Origin of the sequence: Salinibacterium sp. ZJ70 (assembly GCF_011751865.2) — a bacterium.
Taxonomy (GTDB): Bacteria; Actinomycetota; Actinomycetes; order Actinomycetales; family Microbacteriaceae; genus Homoserinibacter.
In genome coordinates this window covers 706,881-720,874 of the sequence record NZ_CP061770.1, presented here as the reverse complement: position 1 = coordinate 720,874, position 13,994 = coordinate 706,881, and the positions used below count along the sequence as shown (strand labels likewise).

The following is a 13,994-nucleotide window of genomic DNA, read 5'->3' as shown; positions in this document are numbered from 1 at the left end:
CGCCATGTTCGTTCAGGAGAAGAGCATGACGCTCTTCACATTGCGTCCGGACTCCATGGCCTCGAACGCCTCCTCCCACTCCTCGAGCGGGTAGACGCCGCCGAGCACCTTGTCCGTCTGGAGCGTGCCCGTCGAGAACATCGAGAGCACCGCCTCCCAGGTGGTCCAGGTGTGCGAGAACGAGCCGGCGAGAGTCACGGCCTTCGCCACCAGCGGGTCGAGGCTGAAGTTCAGGGGCTGAGGCCCCCACCCGATCTTCACGATCGTGCCGTAGGGGCGCACGATCTCGAGGCTCTGTTTGAGCGCGATGCTCACGCCCGTCGCCTCGATGACCACATGCGCCCCCAGTCCATCGCCCAGCTGCGCGATGACCGCGTTCGCGTCCTCGGTCGTGATGTCGATCGTGCGGTCGACACCCATCTCGCGTGCCTTCGCCAGACGCGCCTCGTCGATCGAGGTGCCGAGCATGATGACGGTGCCGGCTCCGCGCAGCCGCGCCATCTGCGCCGCGAGCTGGCCGATCGTCCCAGCACCCTGCACGACGACGAGGTCGCCGGGCTTGATGTCGGCGCGCTCGACGACGCCGGTGTACGCGACCGCGAACGGCTCGGTCATCGCGGCCTGCTCGAAGCTGACGTTGTCGGGGATGCGGTGCAGCACACGCGGCTCGGCGAGCAGCAGTTCACCGAAGGCGCCGTCTCGGATCGCGCCATAGCCCTGACGCTCGGGGCACAGGTTGTAGCGGCCCGTGCGACACAGGGCGCACACTCCGCAGATGGAGGCGGCGGTCTCGCAGACGACGCGGTCGCCGACCTTCCAGCCGGTCACATCGTCGGCGACGGCCGCGATGACGCCCGCGGTCTCGTGGCCGAGCACGAGTGGGAGCTTGACCTCCCACGACTGCCCGTCGCGCCACATATGCACGTCCGAGCCGCACACACCCACCGCGCGGGCCGCGACGAGCACGGTGCCGCGCTGCAGCTCGGGCGCGGGCACGTCGCGGATCTCGACGGCGCCATCCGCGAGCGCGTACTTGACGAGCGCCTTCATCGCGCCATCTCCCGTCCGGTGGCGAGGGCGTCGTCGGCAAGGTTCGGACGCGCGAGGCTCGCAAGCCCGGCCGCCGCACGCGCCTTCTCCTGGTTCTCGACGCGCACGGCGGTGGAGCCGCCGAAGTAGAGGTCACGCGCCTCACGCAGGAACAGGACCGATTCGTGCATCTCACCCATGCCGTTCACACCGTCTTCGATGCTGATCCAGCCGTCGTAGCCGGCAGCGGCGAGCGTGCGGAAGATGCGCGGGTAGTCGTTCATGCCCTTGCCGATCACGCCATGCTGCAGGGCCGGCGAATAGCCGATCGTGCCGTCGGCCTGGCGCAGGTCGTCGAGCGTCGTACCTTCGGCGAGGAAGCGGTCGGAAGCCTGCATGGTGACGACGCGATCGATCACATCGTCGAGGAAGTCAGCCGAATCCATCCCTGCGGTGATCGCGTTCGAGGGGTCGAACTGCACGCCGAAGTGCACGCGGTCGTCGATCGCATCGACGATCTCGCGGAACACGTCGCCCTTCTGCGCGAATTCGACGTAGGCCCAGCTGCCGTCCTTGTAGTGGTTCTCCATGCCGAGCGTGATGTCCATCTCACGGGCGATCGGCAGCAGACGCCGGTACGCGTCGACGACCCACTCGACACCCTGCTCGCGCGACACGCCGGGGTGCTTCTGACCGGAGAGCACGCGAGTGCTCGCGCCAGCGCCTCCAAGGTGTCGGGTGAAGCGCATCATCTCGACCTGACGGTCGAACTCGGACGCGCGCACCGCGGCATCGGGGTGGGTGAAGTCGGGCGAGGTGCAGAGCATGGGCATCTCGAAGCCCTCTGCGGCGAGCGCCTCCCCGATGGCGTCCAGGTAGTCATCGTCGTTCTGCCAGAACATGCCGGAGTAGAGCTCGAGCCCGTCTGCGGGCAGGGATGCTGCTGTGGTGATCCACTCGAACACCGTCATGGTGCGCGAGTCGCTGAGCGCCGACAGGTCCCCCTTCGGGAAGACGCTGATTCTCATTGCAACCTCTTTGTTGTGATCTTGACGTGGACCAGGCGCCCACATCGAATAAGTATGACCTATAAGATCAGTCCAGACGGAATGGCAATGTCGCCGGAAGGACCAGAATGTCGATCACCGCAGACCGCCTGCAGCAGTGGGTCACCGAACTGCTCACCAGCTGGTCGTACGCCCCCGAGGATGCCGCCTACCTGGCCGACACCCTCGTCGATGCCAACCTGCGCGGCATCGACTCCCACGGCGTCATCCGTCTCTCCGCCTACCGGGCACGCCTCGACGCCGGCCTCACGAGCGCCACCGCGAAGCCCATCGTCAGTGGCAGCGGCGCCGCACTCCGCGTCGACGCCAACGGCGCCGCGGGCCAGATCGCCGCGCGCGCCGCGGTCGAAGCCGCCCGCGACGCCGCCCGCGCGCACGGCATCGCCGCCATCGCCATCCACGGTTCCAGCCACTTCGGAGCCGCCGGCTACTACGCCCGCGCACTCGCCCGCGACGGCCTCGTCGCCGTCGTCGTCTCCAACTCCGAGCCGTGCGTCGTGCCCTTCGGCGGCCGCAGCCCGCTCTTCGGCACCAACCCGTTCGCGTTCGCCGCCCCCACAAGCGGCGCGCCCATCAGCCTCGACATGGCCACCAGCACCTCCGCGATGGGCAAGATCATGGTCGCGCAGGCCGAAGGCCGCAGCGTGCCCGCTGACTGGGGAGTCGACGTCGACGGCAACCCCACCACCGACCCGAACGCCATCACCGCGCTCCTGCCCGCAGGCGGACCCAAGGGATACGCACTCGGCTACCTCGTGGAGGTGCTCGGCGGTGTGCTCACCGGCGCTGCGATCACCCACGGCATCGGCAACATGTACACCGACTTCACCAAGCCCCAGGATGTCGGCCACTTCATGATCGCGATCGACGTCTCCCGATTCCTCCCCTACGACGACTTCATCGCCCGCATGGACGCCCTCACCGCGGAGGCCCACCAGGTCGCCCCCGCGCCCGGATTCGACGCGGTGCTCGTCCCCGGCGAACCCGAAGAGCGCACGAGCGCACGCCGCGCCGAGACCGGAATCCCGCTTCCCGACGCCACGCTCGACGAACTCCGCACCCTCGGCACCGACGCAGGCGTCCTCTTCCCGGAGGTCGCCGCGTGAAGCTCCTCATCCCCGACACGGTCGAGTTCGCGCTCGACCCCATCGACGGCGTCCAGATCATCGAGTATCAAGCCGCTGAGCGCCTCCCTGTGGAACACGAGGACGCCGAAGCGCTCGTCGCGTGGGGCAACTCGGATGCCTGGCTGTCCGATGTCGCCCAGCGCCTCACGCGCCTGCGCTGGGTTCAGACCCTCTCCGCAGGAACCGACCAGATGATCGCCTCCGGGTTCGCCCCGCAGGTCACCATCACCTCGGGAAGGTCCCTGCAGAACCCCGGTGTCGCCGAACACGCCCTCGCGCTCGCCCTCGCAGGCGCGCGCCGCATCCACACGCTCACCCGCGCCCAGCTGGGGCACCGCTGGGCCGCCGAGATCGGCGGGCGCCAGCCCATCCGCGATCCGGAACGCGTCACCACGTTGCGCGACGCCCACGTCGTCGTGTGGGGCTTCGGATCCATCGCGCAGACGCTCGCCCCCATGCTCACCGCGCTCGGCTCGCGCGTCACCGGGGTCGCCCGCAGCGCCGGCGAGCGCGGCGGTTACCCCGTGATCGCCGAGGCCGACGTGGACAGCATCCTGCCGAGCGCAGACGTGCTGATCATGATCATGCCGAGCACCCCGCAGACCCGGCACCTTCTCAACGCGAAGCGCCTCGCGCTTCTCTCACACCGCACCTGGGTCGTGAACGTCGGGCGCGGAACCACCATCGACGAAGCCGCTCTCATCGACGCCCTCCGCGCCGAACGCATCGCCGGAGCCGCCCTCGACGTCACCGAGATCGAACCGCTCCCCCTGAGCTCGCCGCTCTGGGACCTCCCGAACGTCATCATCACACCGCACACCGCGGGCGGCCGCCCCGTCGGCGCTGCGGACCTCGTCCGCGACAACGCCATCGCACTCCGCGACGGCCAGCCGCTCGCCAACACCATCGCCCGCTGAACCACCCATCCGAACCGCAGCAAGGAAGCTCAATGTCGACCTCCATCCGCCATCTCACGCGGGAGAACCTCGCCCGGCCGCTCGTGCAGATCTCCCTCGACCTCACCAACAACGACGAAGCCCTCCGCACCGCGGCCGTCGCCGTCGAATCCGGAGTCGACTGGATCGAGGTGGGCACCCCGCTCGTGCTCGCCGAAGGCCTGCACGCCGTGCGCGCGCTGCGCAAGGAGTTCCCCGATCACCCCATCGTGGTCGACCTGAAGACGATGGACGGCGGCTACCTCGAAGCCGAGATGATGGGAGACGCCGGAGCCGACGCCGTCATCGTGATGGCGCGCGCGCACACGGCCACGATCGAGGCGGTCATCGAAGCGGGCGACCGTTTCGGGATGCTCGTGATGGGCGACGACCTCGCCGAAGACGACCGCGTCTCCGCGTGCGTGCGTATGGAGAAGCTCGGCGTGGGCATGGTCATCCATCACATCGGCTACGACCACCGCAACAAGCATCCTGAACTCGGCCTCAGCCCGCTCACCGAACTCGCGGACATCGTCGCCGCGACGACCGTTCCCGTGCAGGCCGTCGGCGGGCTCTCCATCGACCAGGCGATCCAGTGCCCCGGGATCGGCGCCCCCGTCGTCGTGTTCGGAGCGCCGCTCGCCATCGACGGCAAGACCTTCAGCCCCGCATCCGGCGACCTCGGCCGCGTGCTCACCGAGGCGGCCGCCCGCGTTCACGCCGCCCCCATCCGCTACCCCGAAGGAGTCTGATCAGCATGAGCGCCCCCGAGATCCGCGACCGCGTGGTGTGGGTGACTGGTGCCGGCAGCGGCATGGGCCAGGCGAGCGCCGTGGCGGCGGGCACCTCCGGGCGCCGCGTCGCGCTCAGCGGTCGCCGCGCGCCGGCGCTCGAGGAGACCGCACGTCGGATCGTCGACGCGGGCGGGCCAGATCCCCTCGTCCTCCCGCTCGACGTCACCGACGCGGATGCCCTCGCGGTGGCGCACGCGCGCATCGCATCCGAGCTCGGTCACATCGACGAGCTCGTGCTCGCCGCAGGGCTCAACGCCCCGAAGCGCACGTGGGCGAACCAGTCGATCGCAGAGTTCGCGCAGATCGTGGACACCAATCTCGTCGCCGTGGCGCGCGCCATCGACCTCGTGCTCGGGGGCATGCGGCAGAACGGCCACGGCACGATCGTCGTCGTCTCGTCAATCGCCGCGTGGCGCCTCTCCCCGGGAGCGGGCGTCGCCTACACGGCGAGCAAGCGCGGTCTCAAGGCGCTCACCGAGACGATCAACGGCCAGGAGGGGCGAGCGGGCATCCGCGCCACCCTGCTGCTGCCGGGCGATGTCGACAGCGAGTTCCTGCGCCTGCGTCCCGCCCAGCCCGACAGCGCCACCCGCGCCCGCATGCTCACCCCTGCGGACATCGCGCGCACCGTGCAGTTCGTGCTCGACAGCCCGCCGCACGTCACCATCGACGAGCTGGTCGTGAGCCCCACCGGTTTCTGACCCTCTCTGCTCATCCCCTGGCTTTCGTTCGGAAGCAGGAGGGGATGCGGGGAGCCGTCCCGGCGCCGCCGGAATGGACGACCCACTAGCCTTGACCACGTCCCCCAGCCAGTCGGAAGGTAACTCGTGTCCGGAAACGAATCTCAGGCCAACATCGGTGTCGTCGGTCTGGCGGTGATGGGTTCGAACCTCGCCCGCAACCTCGCCAGCCGCGAAGGCAACACCGTCGCGATCTTCAACCGCAGCTACGAGAAGACCCAGGGTGTGCTCGACGCGCACCCCGAGGCCGGGTTCATCCCCGCCGCCACCTACGAGGAGTTCGCCGTCGCGCTCTCGAAGCCGCGCACCGCGATCATCATGGTCAAGGCGGGCGCCGGCACGGATGCCGTCATCGACGAGCTCGTGAAGGTCTTCGAGCCGGGCGACATCATCGTCGACGGCGGCAACGCGCTCTTCACCGACACCATCCGTCGCGAGAAGGCGGTCCGCGAGACGGGCATCAACTTCGTCGGCGCCGGCATCTCCGGCGGCGAAGAGGGTGCGCTCAACGGCCCGTCGATCATGCCCGGCGGCTCCGCCGAAGCGTGGGAGACCCTCGGACCCATCCTCAAGTCGATCGCGGCCGTCGCCGAAGGCGAGCCGTGCGTCACGCACGTCGGCACCGACGGCGCGGGCCACTTCGTGAAGATGATCCACAACGGCATCGAGTACGCCGACATGCAGCTCATCGCCGAGGCCTACGACCTCATCCGTCGCGGCACCGGCAAGAGCCCCGCCGAGATCGCCGACATCTTCGCCGAGTGGAACACGGGCGAGCTCGAGAGCTACCTCATCGAGATCACCGCCGAGGTGCTGCGCCAGGTGGATGCCTCCACCGGCAAGCCGCTCGTCGACGTCATCCTCGACCAGGCTGGAGCCAAGGGCACCGGCGCCTGGACCGTGCAGACGGCCCTCGACCTCGGCGTGCCCGTCTCGGGCATCGCGGAGGCCGTGTTCGCACGCTCTGTGTCGTCGAAGCCCGCGCAGCGCGCTGCAGCTCGCGACCTCCCCGGCCCCGACGGCTCGCTCGACATCGCCGACGCCGACGCGTTCATCGAGGACGTCCGCCAGGCGCTCTACGCGTCGAAGATCATCGCGTACTCGCAGGGCTTCGACGCGATCATCGCGGGCGCCGAGCAGTACGGCTGGGACATCAAGAAGGGTGACATCGCGGCGATCTGGCGCGGCGGCTGCATCATCCGCGCTCAGTTCCTCAACCGCATCACGGAGGCGTACGCGGCCGACCCCGGCCTCGTCGCGCTCGTGACGGCGCCGTACTTCGCGGAGGCGATCGGCCGCACCCAGCAGGCGTGGCGTCGCATCGTCGTCGCGGCGGCTGAGGCCGGCATCCCGTCGCCCGCGTTCTCGTCGTCGCTCGCGTACTACGACAGCCTGCGTGCTGACCGCCTGCCGGCTGCGCTCGTGCAGGGTCAGCGCGACTTCTTCGGTGCGCACACCTACCGCCGCATCGACAAGGACGGTACGTTCCACACCCTGTGGTCAGGCGACCGCAGCGAGATCAGCGCGGTCGACACGCACTGATCCATCGACGCGAAGCCCCGGGCGAGTCTCTCGTCCGGGGCTTTCTCGTCTCCGGATGCGTCCGCGCCTACCAGGCGGGGTCGTCGGATCCGAGGGAGCGCGGCGGACGTTCCCATTCGATCCGCACCCCGGCGAGTTCGAACGGACCAGGGAGCACGCGCACGGGGCCCCACTGCGTCTGCATGAGCTCCCCATCGGAGGGCTCGTCGCGCACCGACGGCGTCGCACGGGGCAGGCCTCGGGCGTCCTCCAGTTCGAATGCGGTCCGCGCGAGTGAGAGGCGGTGCGCGCTGCCCTCCCCCGTCGCCAGTCGGTCGCGGAGACCAGCGAGGGCGGCGGCGGCCATCAGGTAGCCGGTCGCGTGGTCGAGCGCCTGCACGGGCAGCGGGACGGGGCGGGGTGCCGCGACGGCGCGCATCCCCGCATCCGCGATGCCGGTCGACATCTGCACGAGGCTGTCGAAGCCGCGGCGACCTGCCCAGGGCCCGGTGAACCCGTAGGCGTCGAGCGAGACGTCGATGAGGCCGGGGCGCAGAGCGGCACGTTCCTCGGCGCCCAGCCCGAGGCTCTCGAGGCCGCCCGGTCGGTAGCCGTGCACGAGGACGTCGGCTTCGCTCAGCTTGCGGTGCAGGCGCTCCCGTTCGATGGGGTCGCTCGCGTCGATGCGGGCGACGCGCTTGCCGAGGGTCACGTCATGGGCGAGGGCAGGCTCGTCCCAGCCCGGCGGATCGATGCGCAGCACGGTCGCGCCGAGGCCCGCGAGGAGGCGCGTCGCCACGGGACCCGCGAGCACGCGCGTGAGGTCGAGCACCCGGAGGCCGGCGAGCGGTCGCTCGAGGGTGGGCGTCCAGGCAGACGGGGCGACGGCGTCGCCCGTGCTCCTGTGGGCGACGAGAGGCTCAGCTGCGACAGCTGCACCCTGCGGGTGCCTCCGCCACTCCTCGGGGCGCCGCATCCGCGCCGCGCATCCGCCGGCCGCGACGATCTCCTGTTCGAGCTGATCTGCCTCCCAGAGCGCCACCGCACGCGAGACGGCTCCGCGCTCGGCATCCGCACCGAGCACCCGCAGCGCGGCCTCGCGGTGGTGCGGCGCGTTGGTGTGCAGGCGGATCCAGCCGTCGGAGGCCTGGTAGTCGCCCGCGATCGGATCCCACGGGTTCGGCGCGATCCATCCGACGGGGCGCACGCCCGAGCGGAACCACGCGTCGACGAGCTCACGCCGCACCGTCGCGGGCGGCGTCTCGATGCCGCGCGCCGCGAGCAGCGACTGCACAGCTGCCGCCGCGGTCGCCGCCGACGCTGCGGCGAGATCCGACACCGGATACGGGGAGACGAGCGTCGCGACACCCGCCACGTTGATGCCCGCAGCGTCCACTCCGAGCGCGTCGCCCATTCGCGCGCGGAGCCGCGCATCCGCTGTCGCCGCCATGCTCTGACGCTACCCGCGGGCGGGATGCTCCGCCACCAGACGCGCGCTGCCCAGGCGAGGGCGCGGGCATGGTGGGAGACTGGAGAGGTGGAGCGACGCGAGCACGAGGATCCGGACGAGCACCCCGAGCTGGCGGGCTACGTTCCGGGCGAAGCGGGAACGCTGCGCGGTCGGCGCATGCAGCGCATCGCGCGCGTCGTCGTGGTGCTCGCGATCATCGGCCTTGTGCTGCCCGGCATCATCATCGGACTCGGCACCGCGTCGCGCACGGCTGAGCTCGCGTGCCAGATCGTCGCATCCACGACGGCATCCCAGGCGGCGATGACGGAGGCGCGCTTCGAGTTCGGCGGCTTCGAGGGCCCGGGCTGGTACTGCTACGCGACGGCGTTCAACGGCACCGAGACGCAGCTGCAGTTCCTCGGCTTCATCCCCGAGATCAAGGTCGTACCCGGGACTCCCGGCACGGATGTGTGACGCCGCTCAGCGGGTCTGTTTCGCTGTGTGACGGGATCCGGAAGGCTCTCGGGAGCGCGCACGTAACCTGATCGGGCAGTCGCACCCGCCGACGCATCCGCAGCCCCCGAATCGAGGTGACCCCATGGACGACACGACACGCGTTCAGCAGGAAGCCGGTTCCTTCATGTGCGCCGAGGCGTGCTCAGGGGCGGGGCACCGCATCCACCCCATGCAGGCTCTGGTGGCGCGCAGCACCCCCAGCCGCTGGGTGGACGCGTTCGCATCTGCTGATGAGCGCGTGCTCGAGCTCACGACCCTCGACGGCACCCGTGTGGTGCTGTGGCACCACCTCGGCATCGAGCTCGCCCCGGGCGAACCTGTCGGCTACCACCCCGTCGCGGGCGTGGTCTCCATCGGCGGTGCGCTGCTCAACGTGCGCGTGCTCGAGGCCTGAGGCTCGAGCCCGTCGCGTCGGGTGTCAACGACTGAGTCCCGGATTCAGCCGAGCTTCGCGATCAGCGACTCGCACGCCGAGAGCATGTTCTCGCAGGCCATCATGCAGATGCGGCACGGCTCGTGGTGGTCGGCGTGCATGCTGCACTCGTCGATGCAGGCCTGGCACATGACGACGCACGCCTCCAGCATGGAGCGCATCACCGTCATGTCGTGCGCCATCGGACGCAGCATCATCTGCATCATTGTCGTCGCCATGTCGGCCATGTTCATGCACATCGAGCTGCAGCGGCCCATGCCGTCCATGCCGGCGCACGCGTCGGCGCACATGGTCGCCACCATCGAACACGCCTGACACGCCTCGATGCACTCCTGCATCGTCGACATGTCCGCTCCCGTCGCCGAGGGGGGCATCGAGCCCATCATCGTCGACATTCCCATCATGTCCATCGTCCCGATCCTCCCGTCGGCACCCTGTTGGGCGCACACGAGCAGACTAGGCCGGGCTCAGGGCCAGGGGAACAGCGGTCCGCGGATCAGGAACCGCGGATCAGGCCGCGCCGTCGAACATCGACGTCACGGATCCGTCGTCGAACACCTCGTGGATGGCGCGCGCGATCAGCGGCGCGATGGGAAGCACGGTGAGACGATCCCAGCGCTTCGACTCCTCGATCGGCAGGGTGTCGGTGACGACGACCTGGTCGATGAAGTCGGACTGCAGGATCTCGACAGCGGGGTCGGAGAAGACGGCGTGCGTGGCGCCCACGATGACGCTCTTGGCACCGCGCGCCTTGAGAGCTTCGGCGGCCTTCACGATGGTGCGGCCGGTGTCGATGAGGTCGTCGACGAGGAGGCAGTCGCGGCCTTCGACCTGGCCGACGATCTCGTGCACGCTCACCTGGTTGGCGACGCGCGGGTCACGGCGCTTGTGGATGATGGCGAGCGGGGCGCCGAGGCGGTCGCTCCAGATGTCGGCGACGCGCACCCGACCCATGTCGGGGCTGACGACGGTGAGAGTCTCGGGGTCGACGCTCTTCCGGAAGTGCTCGAGCAGCACCGGCATCGCGAAGAGGTGGTCGACGGGGCCGTCGAAGAAGCCCTGGATCTGCGCGGCGTGCAGGTCGACGCTCATGATGCGGTCAGCGCCCGCGGCCTTGTACAGGTCGGCGATGAGTCGGGCCGAGATCGGCTCGCGGCCGCGACCCTTCTTGTCCTGGCGGGCGTAGGGGTAGAACGGGGCAACCACGGTGATGCGCTTAGCGCTCGCGCGCTTGGCCGCGTCGACCATGATGAGCTGCTCCATGACCCACTCGTTGATGGGCGAGCAGTGCGACTGGATGAGGAAGACGTCGGATCCGCGAATGGATTCGCCGAATCGCGCGTAGATCTCGCCGTTGGCGAAGGTGCGGGCTTCCGTCTCGACGAGCTCGGTGCCGAGCTCCTCGGCGATGTCGGCGGCGAGCTGCGGATGCGCCCGACCGGATACCACTACGAGACGCTTCTCACCGCTGATCTTGATGCCGGACAATGTTCCCGCTACCCGCTCTCGCTCGTGGCCTATGCCGAGTCTAATGCGTGCATATGAGTGCGCGGTCCGCGCGTGTCATCGGAGTTCGCATCATGTGATCGGCCAGCCCGATCAGGCGGATCCGCGCCCTACTCGGTGGCGGTCGCGTCCTGCGCCTCACGCGCCGCAGCGGCAGCCTCGGCGGCAGCTGTTCCGGCGCGGTTCGCCTCCACCCAGCCTTCGATGTTGCGCTGGGGCGCGACGTTCATGGCGAGGGCACCGGCCGGCACGTCCTTGCGGATGACGGTTCCGGCACCCGAGTAGACGCCGTCCCCGATCGTGACCGGGGCGACGAAGACGTTGTGGCTTCCGGTGCGCACGTGGGAGCCGACGGTGGTGCGGTGCTTATTGACGCCGTCGTAGTTGGCGGTGATGGTACCGGCGCCGATGTTCGACTTCTCACCGACGACCGTGTCGCCGATGTACGACAGGTGCGGCACCTTCGAGCCGCGGCCGATCTCGGCGTTCTTCGTCTCGACGAAGGTGCCGATCTTGCCGCCGCCGCGCAGAATCGTGCCGGGGCGGAGGTAGGCGAACGGGCCGACCTCGGCGTACGCCTCGATCAGGGCGAGCGTCGCGTCGGTGCGCTTCACGATAGCTCCCTCGCCGATCTCGCAGTCGACGAGCGTGGTGTCGGGACCGATGGTCACATCGCGGTCGATCGTGGTGGCGCCCGCGAGGCGCGTGTTCGGCAGGATGACGGTGTCTTCGCCGATCGAGACGGTGAGGTCGATCCAGGTGGTGGCCGGATCCTGGATGCTGACGCCGTTCATCTGGTGCCCGCGCACGATCATCTGGTTGAGTCGGGCGGCCTGCTCGGCGAGCTGCACCCGGTTGTTGACGCCTTCGACACGCCAGGCGTCGGCGACGGGCACGGCGGCGACGGGAGCGGATGCGGCGCGCAGAAGCCCCACGACATCCGTGAGGTACTTCTCGCCCTGCGCGTTGGCGGTGCCCACCTGCGGGAGCGTCTGACGGAGCGCGGCGGCAGCGAAGACGTAGCTGCCCGAGTTGACCTCGGTGATCACGCGCACGTCGTCGTCGGCGTCCTTGTGCTCGACGATGCGGGCCACTCCCCCGTCGGCGTCGCGCACGATGCGGCCGTAGCCGGTGGCGTCGTCGAGCACGGCGGAGAGGATGGTGGCCGCTGCGTGGGCGGCGCGGTGCTGCGCGATGAGGTCGGCGAGCGTGTCGGCGTCGAGCAGCGGAACATCTCCCGAGACGACGACGACATCGCCGTCGAAGTCGGCAGGGAGCGCCTCGACGGCGAGCTCGACCGCACGGCCGGTGCCGGGGATGTCGTCCTGGTCGACGATGCGGGCGTCGGCGGAGTACTCGAGCACCGCCTCGGCGACCTGGTCGCGCTGGTGGCGCACGACGACCTCGATGTACGCCGGTTCGAGCCGGGCCGCGGTGGCGAGCACGTGTCCGAGCATCGGGAGCCCGGCGATCGGGTGCAGAACCTTGGCGCGGCGGGATCGCATGCGCGTGCCCTCTCCGGCGGCGAGGACGATGACGGCGAGGCGAGGGTCGGTCATGGCTCTATTCTGGCGCGCCGAGCCCACTCCGGCGCACGCTCAGGTCGAACCCCCAGCCCGACGATGTGCGCGGGCACCACCGCGAGCGCGGGGAATGTGCGCATGAGCCGAACTGCTGCCCTCGGCGCGGCGGTGATCCGGCCGGCGAGCACGGGGCGGATCAGCCGGGCGTGGAGAATGCGCTGGAGGGCCTGCGTCGCGCGGGTGGGGAACGCGCGTCGGCGCTGCACCCGCGCCAGGTCCTGCGTGCGGACGCTCCCGCGCCGAAGCGGTTCGGCGAGGATGCGCGCCGTCGCGACTGCATCCTGCACGGCGAGATTGATGCCGACGCCTCCGACGGGTGACATGGCGTGGGCGGCGTCGCCGATGCAGAGCAGTCCGGGTGCCCACCAGCGTCGCAGGCGATCGACCCGCACATCGAGATGCTTCACGACATCCATGCTGGGGAGCTCCTCCGCGCCGACAGGGATTCCGTCGAGGAGCGAAGCGACCTCCTCACGCAGCGCCTCGATGCCGCGCTCCCGAAGCTCGGCATCGGTGCCCTTCGGACCGAGGTAGGCGATCTGCAGGTAGCCGCGGCGGGGGATGCAGATGACTGCCGAACCGCGACCGATGCGGGGAAGAAGCCCTTCGAACTGACGCGTATCCGTCTCGACGCGGAACCACCAGGCGTCGAACGGCACCCGGAACCGCCGGGCCGGCAGAGCCGCGGCCGAACGGATCGCCGAATGCCGACCGTCGCACGCGACCACGAGCTCCGCGAGCAGAACGTCGGTGCCGTTGGGGCCGCGGTACTCGATGCCCACCGCCTTGTCGCCGACGGTCACGAGACCTGTCACCTCATGCGCCATCCGCAGCTCGAAGCCGGGCTCGGCCGCCGCGGCGGCCGCAAGCAGGTCGAGCAGGTCCCACTGCGGCACCATCGCGATGTACGGATGCCGCACCCGCAGCCGCGCGAAATCGACGAGAGGCGGCGCGTCCCCTGATGCCTCGGTCCCCGGCATCCCGACGCGTGTGACGCGCGTGTGCGGGATGGCGTCGAAAGCCGGGAACAGCCCGAGGTCGTCGAGAAGGTCGAGGGTGCTCGGATGCACGGTGTCGCCGCGGAAGTCGCGCAGGAAGTCGCGGTGCTTCTCGAACACCGTGACACGCAGCCCGGCGCGAGCCAGCAGCAGCCCCAGGACGAGACCCGCAGGACCGCCCCCGGCGATCGCGACATCGACGCGAGGCGTGTCGTGCATGGATTCATCGGGCCGCACGGGTGCTCCTGTGGTGGTGGGGGGCGAGCACTCCCATCCTGCCCGCGCGAGTGCCACG

At 69.8% G+C, this 13,994-nt stretch carries 14 protein-coding genes; 7 read left to right on the top strand and 7 right to left on the bottom strand.

Annotation, left to right across the window (positions count from 1 at the left end):
* Positions 1-12: 12 nt before the first annotated feature.
* The gene (locus HCR12_RS03500; protein WP_166867720.1) at positions 13-1,050 is read right to left on the bottom strand and encodes a zinc-dependent alcohol dehydrogenase; all 1,038 of its coding nucleotides are present in this window, start codon (positions 1,048-1,050) and stop codon (positions 13-15) included.
* Positions 1,047-2,057, bottom strand: a complete 1,011-nt coding sequence (locus tag HCR12_RS03495; RefSeq protein ID WP_224763629.1) for a sugar phosphate isomerase/epimerase family protein — start codon at positions 2,055-2,057, stop codon at positions 1,047-1,049. The genes HCR12_RS03500 and HCR12_RS03495 overlap by 4 nt, the downstream gene beginning before the upstream one ends.
* A 107-nt stretch (positions 2,058-2,164) precedes the next feature.
* On the opposite strand from HCR12_RS03495, the gene HCR12_RS03490 reads away from it, so the two are divergent.
* The 5 genes from HCR12_RS03490 to gndA all read left to right on the top strand — a co-directional run bounded on the left by HCR12_RS03490 (position 2,165) and on the right by gndA (position 7,234).
* Entirely contained in the window at positions 2,165-3,202 is a 1,038-nt protein-coding gene (locus HCR12_RS03490) for an Ldh family oxidoreductase (RefSeq protein ID WP_166867724.1), read from the top strand.
* Positions 3,199-4,140: an NAD(P)-dependent oxidoreductase gene (locus tag HCR12_RS03485; RefSeq protein WP_166867726.1), complete on the top strand. Its 942-nt coding sequence runs from the start codon at positions 3,199-3,201 to the stop codon at positions 4,138-4,140. The genes HCR12_RS03490 and HCR12_RS03485 overlap by 4 nt, the downstream gene beginning before the upstream one ends.
* Positions 4,141-4,172: 32 nt before the next feature.
* Positions 4,173-4,910 carry an orotidine 5'-phosphate decarboxylase / HUMPS family protein gene (locus HCR12_RS03480; protein WP_166867727.1) on the top strand — a complete coding sequence of 246 codons (738 nt, stop codon included), beginning with the start codon at positions 4,173-4,175 and terminating at the stop codon, positions 4,908-4,910.
* Positions 4,911-4,915: 5 nt separating this feature from the next.
* Positions 4,916-5,653, top strand: a complete 738-nt coding sequence (locus tag HCR12_RS03475) for an SDR family oxidoreductase (RefSeq protein ID WP_166867729.1) — start codon at positions 4,916-4,918, stop codon at positions 5,651-5,653.
* A 126-nt stretch (positions 5,654-5,779) separates the two neighbouring features.
* Positions 5,780-7,234 carry an NADP-dependent phosphogluconate dehydrogenase gene (gene gndA / locus HCR12_RS03470; protein ID WP_224763627.1) on the top strand — a complete coding sequence of 485 codons (1,455 nt, stop codon included), beginning with the start codon at positions 5,780-5,782 and terminating at the stop codon, positions 7,232-7,234.
* 67 nt (positions 7,235-7,301) lie between these two features.
* Here gndA and HCR12_RS03465 read toward each other — a convergent pair whose 3' ends face one another.
* Complete coding sequence (locus tag HCR12_RS03465) at positions 7,302-8,663, bottom strand: CoA transferase (protein ID WP_191412353.1); 1,362 nt, start codon at positions 8,661-8,663, stop codon at positions 7,302-7,304.
* Between the two features lie 87 nt (positions 8,664-8,750).
* Here HCR12_RS03465 and HCR12_RS03460 point away from each other — a divergent pair, with 87 nt between their 5' ends.
* On the top strand, positions 8,751-9,137 hold the full coding sequence (locus HCR12_RS03460) for a type II secretion system protein (RefSeq protein WP_166867731.1): 387 nt from the start codon (positions 8,751-8,753) through the stop codon (positions 9,135-9,137).
* 124 nt (positions 9,138-9,261) lie between these two features.
* The gene (locus tag HCR12_RS03455; RefSeq protein WP_166867733.1) at positions 9,262-9,573 is read left to right on the top strand and encodes a hypothetical protein; all 312 of its coding nucleotides are present in this window, start codon (positions 9,262-9,264) and stop codon (positions 9,571-9,573) included.
* Positions 9,574-9,617: 44 nt separating this feature from the next.
* On the opposite strand, the gene HCR12_RS03450 is transcribed toward HCR12_RS03455, so the two are convergent.
* From HCR12_RS03450 to HCR12_RS03435, 4 genes are all read right to left on the bottom strand, one after another.
* Positions 9,618-9,959, bottom strand: coding sequence for a four-helix bundle copper-binding protein (locus HCR12_RS03450; RefSeq protein ID WP_166867735.1), 342 nt, complete (start codon positions 9,957-9,959; stop codon positions 9,618-9,620).
* Between the two features lie 163 nt (positions 9,960-10,122).
* Positions 10,123-11,100 (bottom strand): ribose-phosphate diphosphokinase, encoded by a 978-nt coding sequence (locus tag HCR12_RS03445; protein WP_166867737.1) that lies wholly within the window; start codon positions 11,098-11,100, stop codon positions 10,123-10,125.
* Positions 11,101-11,228: 128 nt separating this feature from the next.
* The gene (gene glmU, locus HCR12_RS03440; protein WP_166867739.1) at positions 11,229-12,677 is read right to left on the bottom strand and encodes a bifunctional UDP-N-acetylglucosamine diphosphorylase/glucosamine-1-phosphate N-acetyltransferase GlmU; all 1,449 of its coding nucleotides are present in this window, start codon (positions 12,675-12,677) and stop codon (positions 11,229-11,231) included.
* On the bottom strand, positions 12,674-13,918 hold the full coding sequence (locus HCR12_RS03435) for an FAD-dependent oxidoreductase (RefSeq protein WP_191412352.1): 1,245 nt from the start codon (positions 13,916-13,918) through the stop codon (positions 12,674-12,676). Before HCR12_RS03435 ends, glmU begins: the two co-directional genes overlap by 4 nt.
* Positions 13,919-13,994 lie beyond the last annotated feature (76 nt).

Bases quoted from the DNA above. Each gene is read 5' to 3' on its own strand.
- HCR12_RS03500 (WP_166867720.1), bottom strand. From the start codon at position 1,050: ATGAAGGCGCTCGTCAAGTACGCGCTCGCGGATGGCGCCGTCGAGATC.
- HCR12_RS03495 (WP_224763629.1), bottom strand. From the start codon at position 2,057: ATGAGAATCAGCGTCTTCCCGAAGGGGGACCTGTCGGCGCTCAGCGAC.
- HCR12_RS03490 (WP_166867724.1), top strand. From the start codon at position 2,165: ATGTCGATCACCGCAGACCGCCTGCAGCAGTGGGTCACCGAACTGCTC.
- HCR12_RS03480 (WP_166867727.1), top strand. From the start codon at position 4,173: ATGTCGACCTCCATCCGCCATCTCACGCGGGAGAACCTCGCCCGGCCG.
- HCR12_RS03475 (WP_166867729.1), top strand. From the start codon at position 4,916: ATGAGCGCCCCCGAGATCCGCGACCGCGTGGTGTGGGTGACTGGTGCC.
- HCR12_RS03465 (WP_191412353.1), bottom strand. From the start codon at position 8,663: ATGGCGGCGACAGCGGATGCGCGGCTCCGCGCGCGAATGGGCGACGCG.
- HCR12_RS03455 (WP_166867733.1), top strand. From the start codon at position 9,262: ATGGACGACACGACACGCGTTCAGCAGGAAGCCGGTTCCTTCATGTGC.
- HCR12_RS03450 (WP_166867735.1), bottom strand. From the start codon at position 9,959: ATGTCGACGATGCAGGAGTGCATCGAGGCGTGTCAGGCGTGTTCGATG.
- glmU (WP_166867739.1), bottom strand. From the start codon at position 12,677: ATGACCGACCCTCGCCTCGCCGTCATCGTCCTCGCCGCCGGAGAGGGC.
- HCR12_RS03435 (WP_191412352.1), bottom strand. From the start codon at position 13,918: ATGCACGACACGCCTCGCGTCGATGTCGCGATCGCCGGGGGCGGTCCT.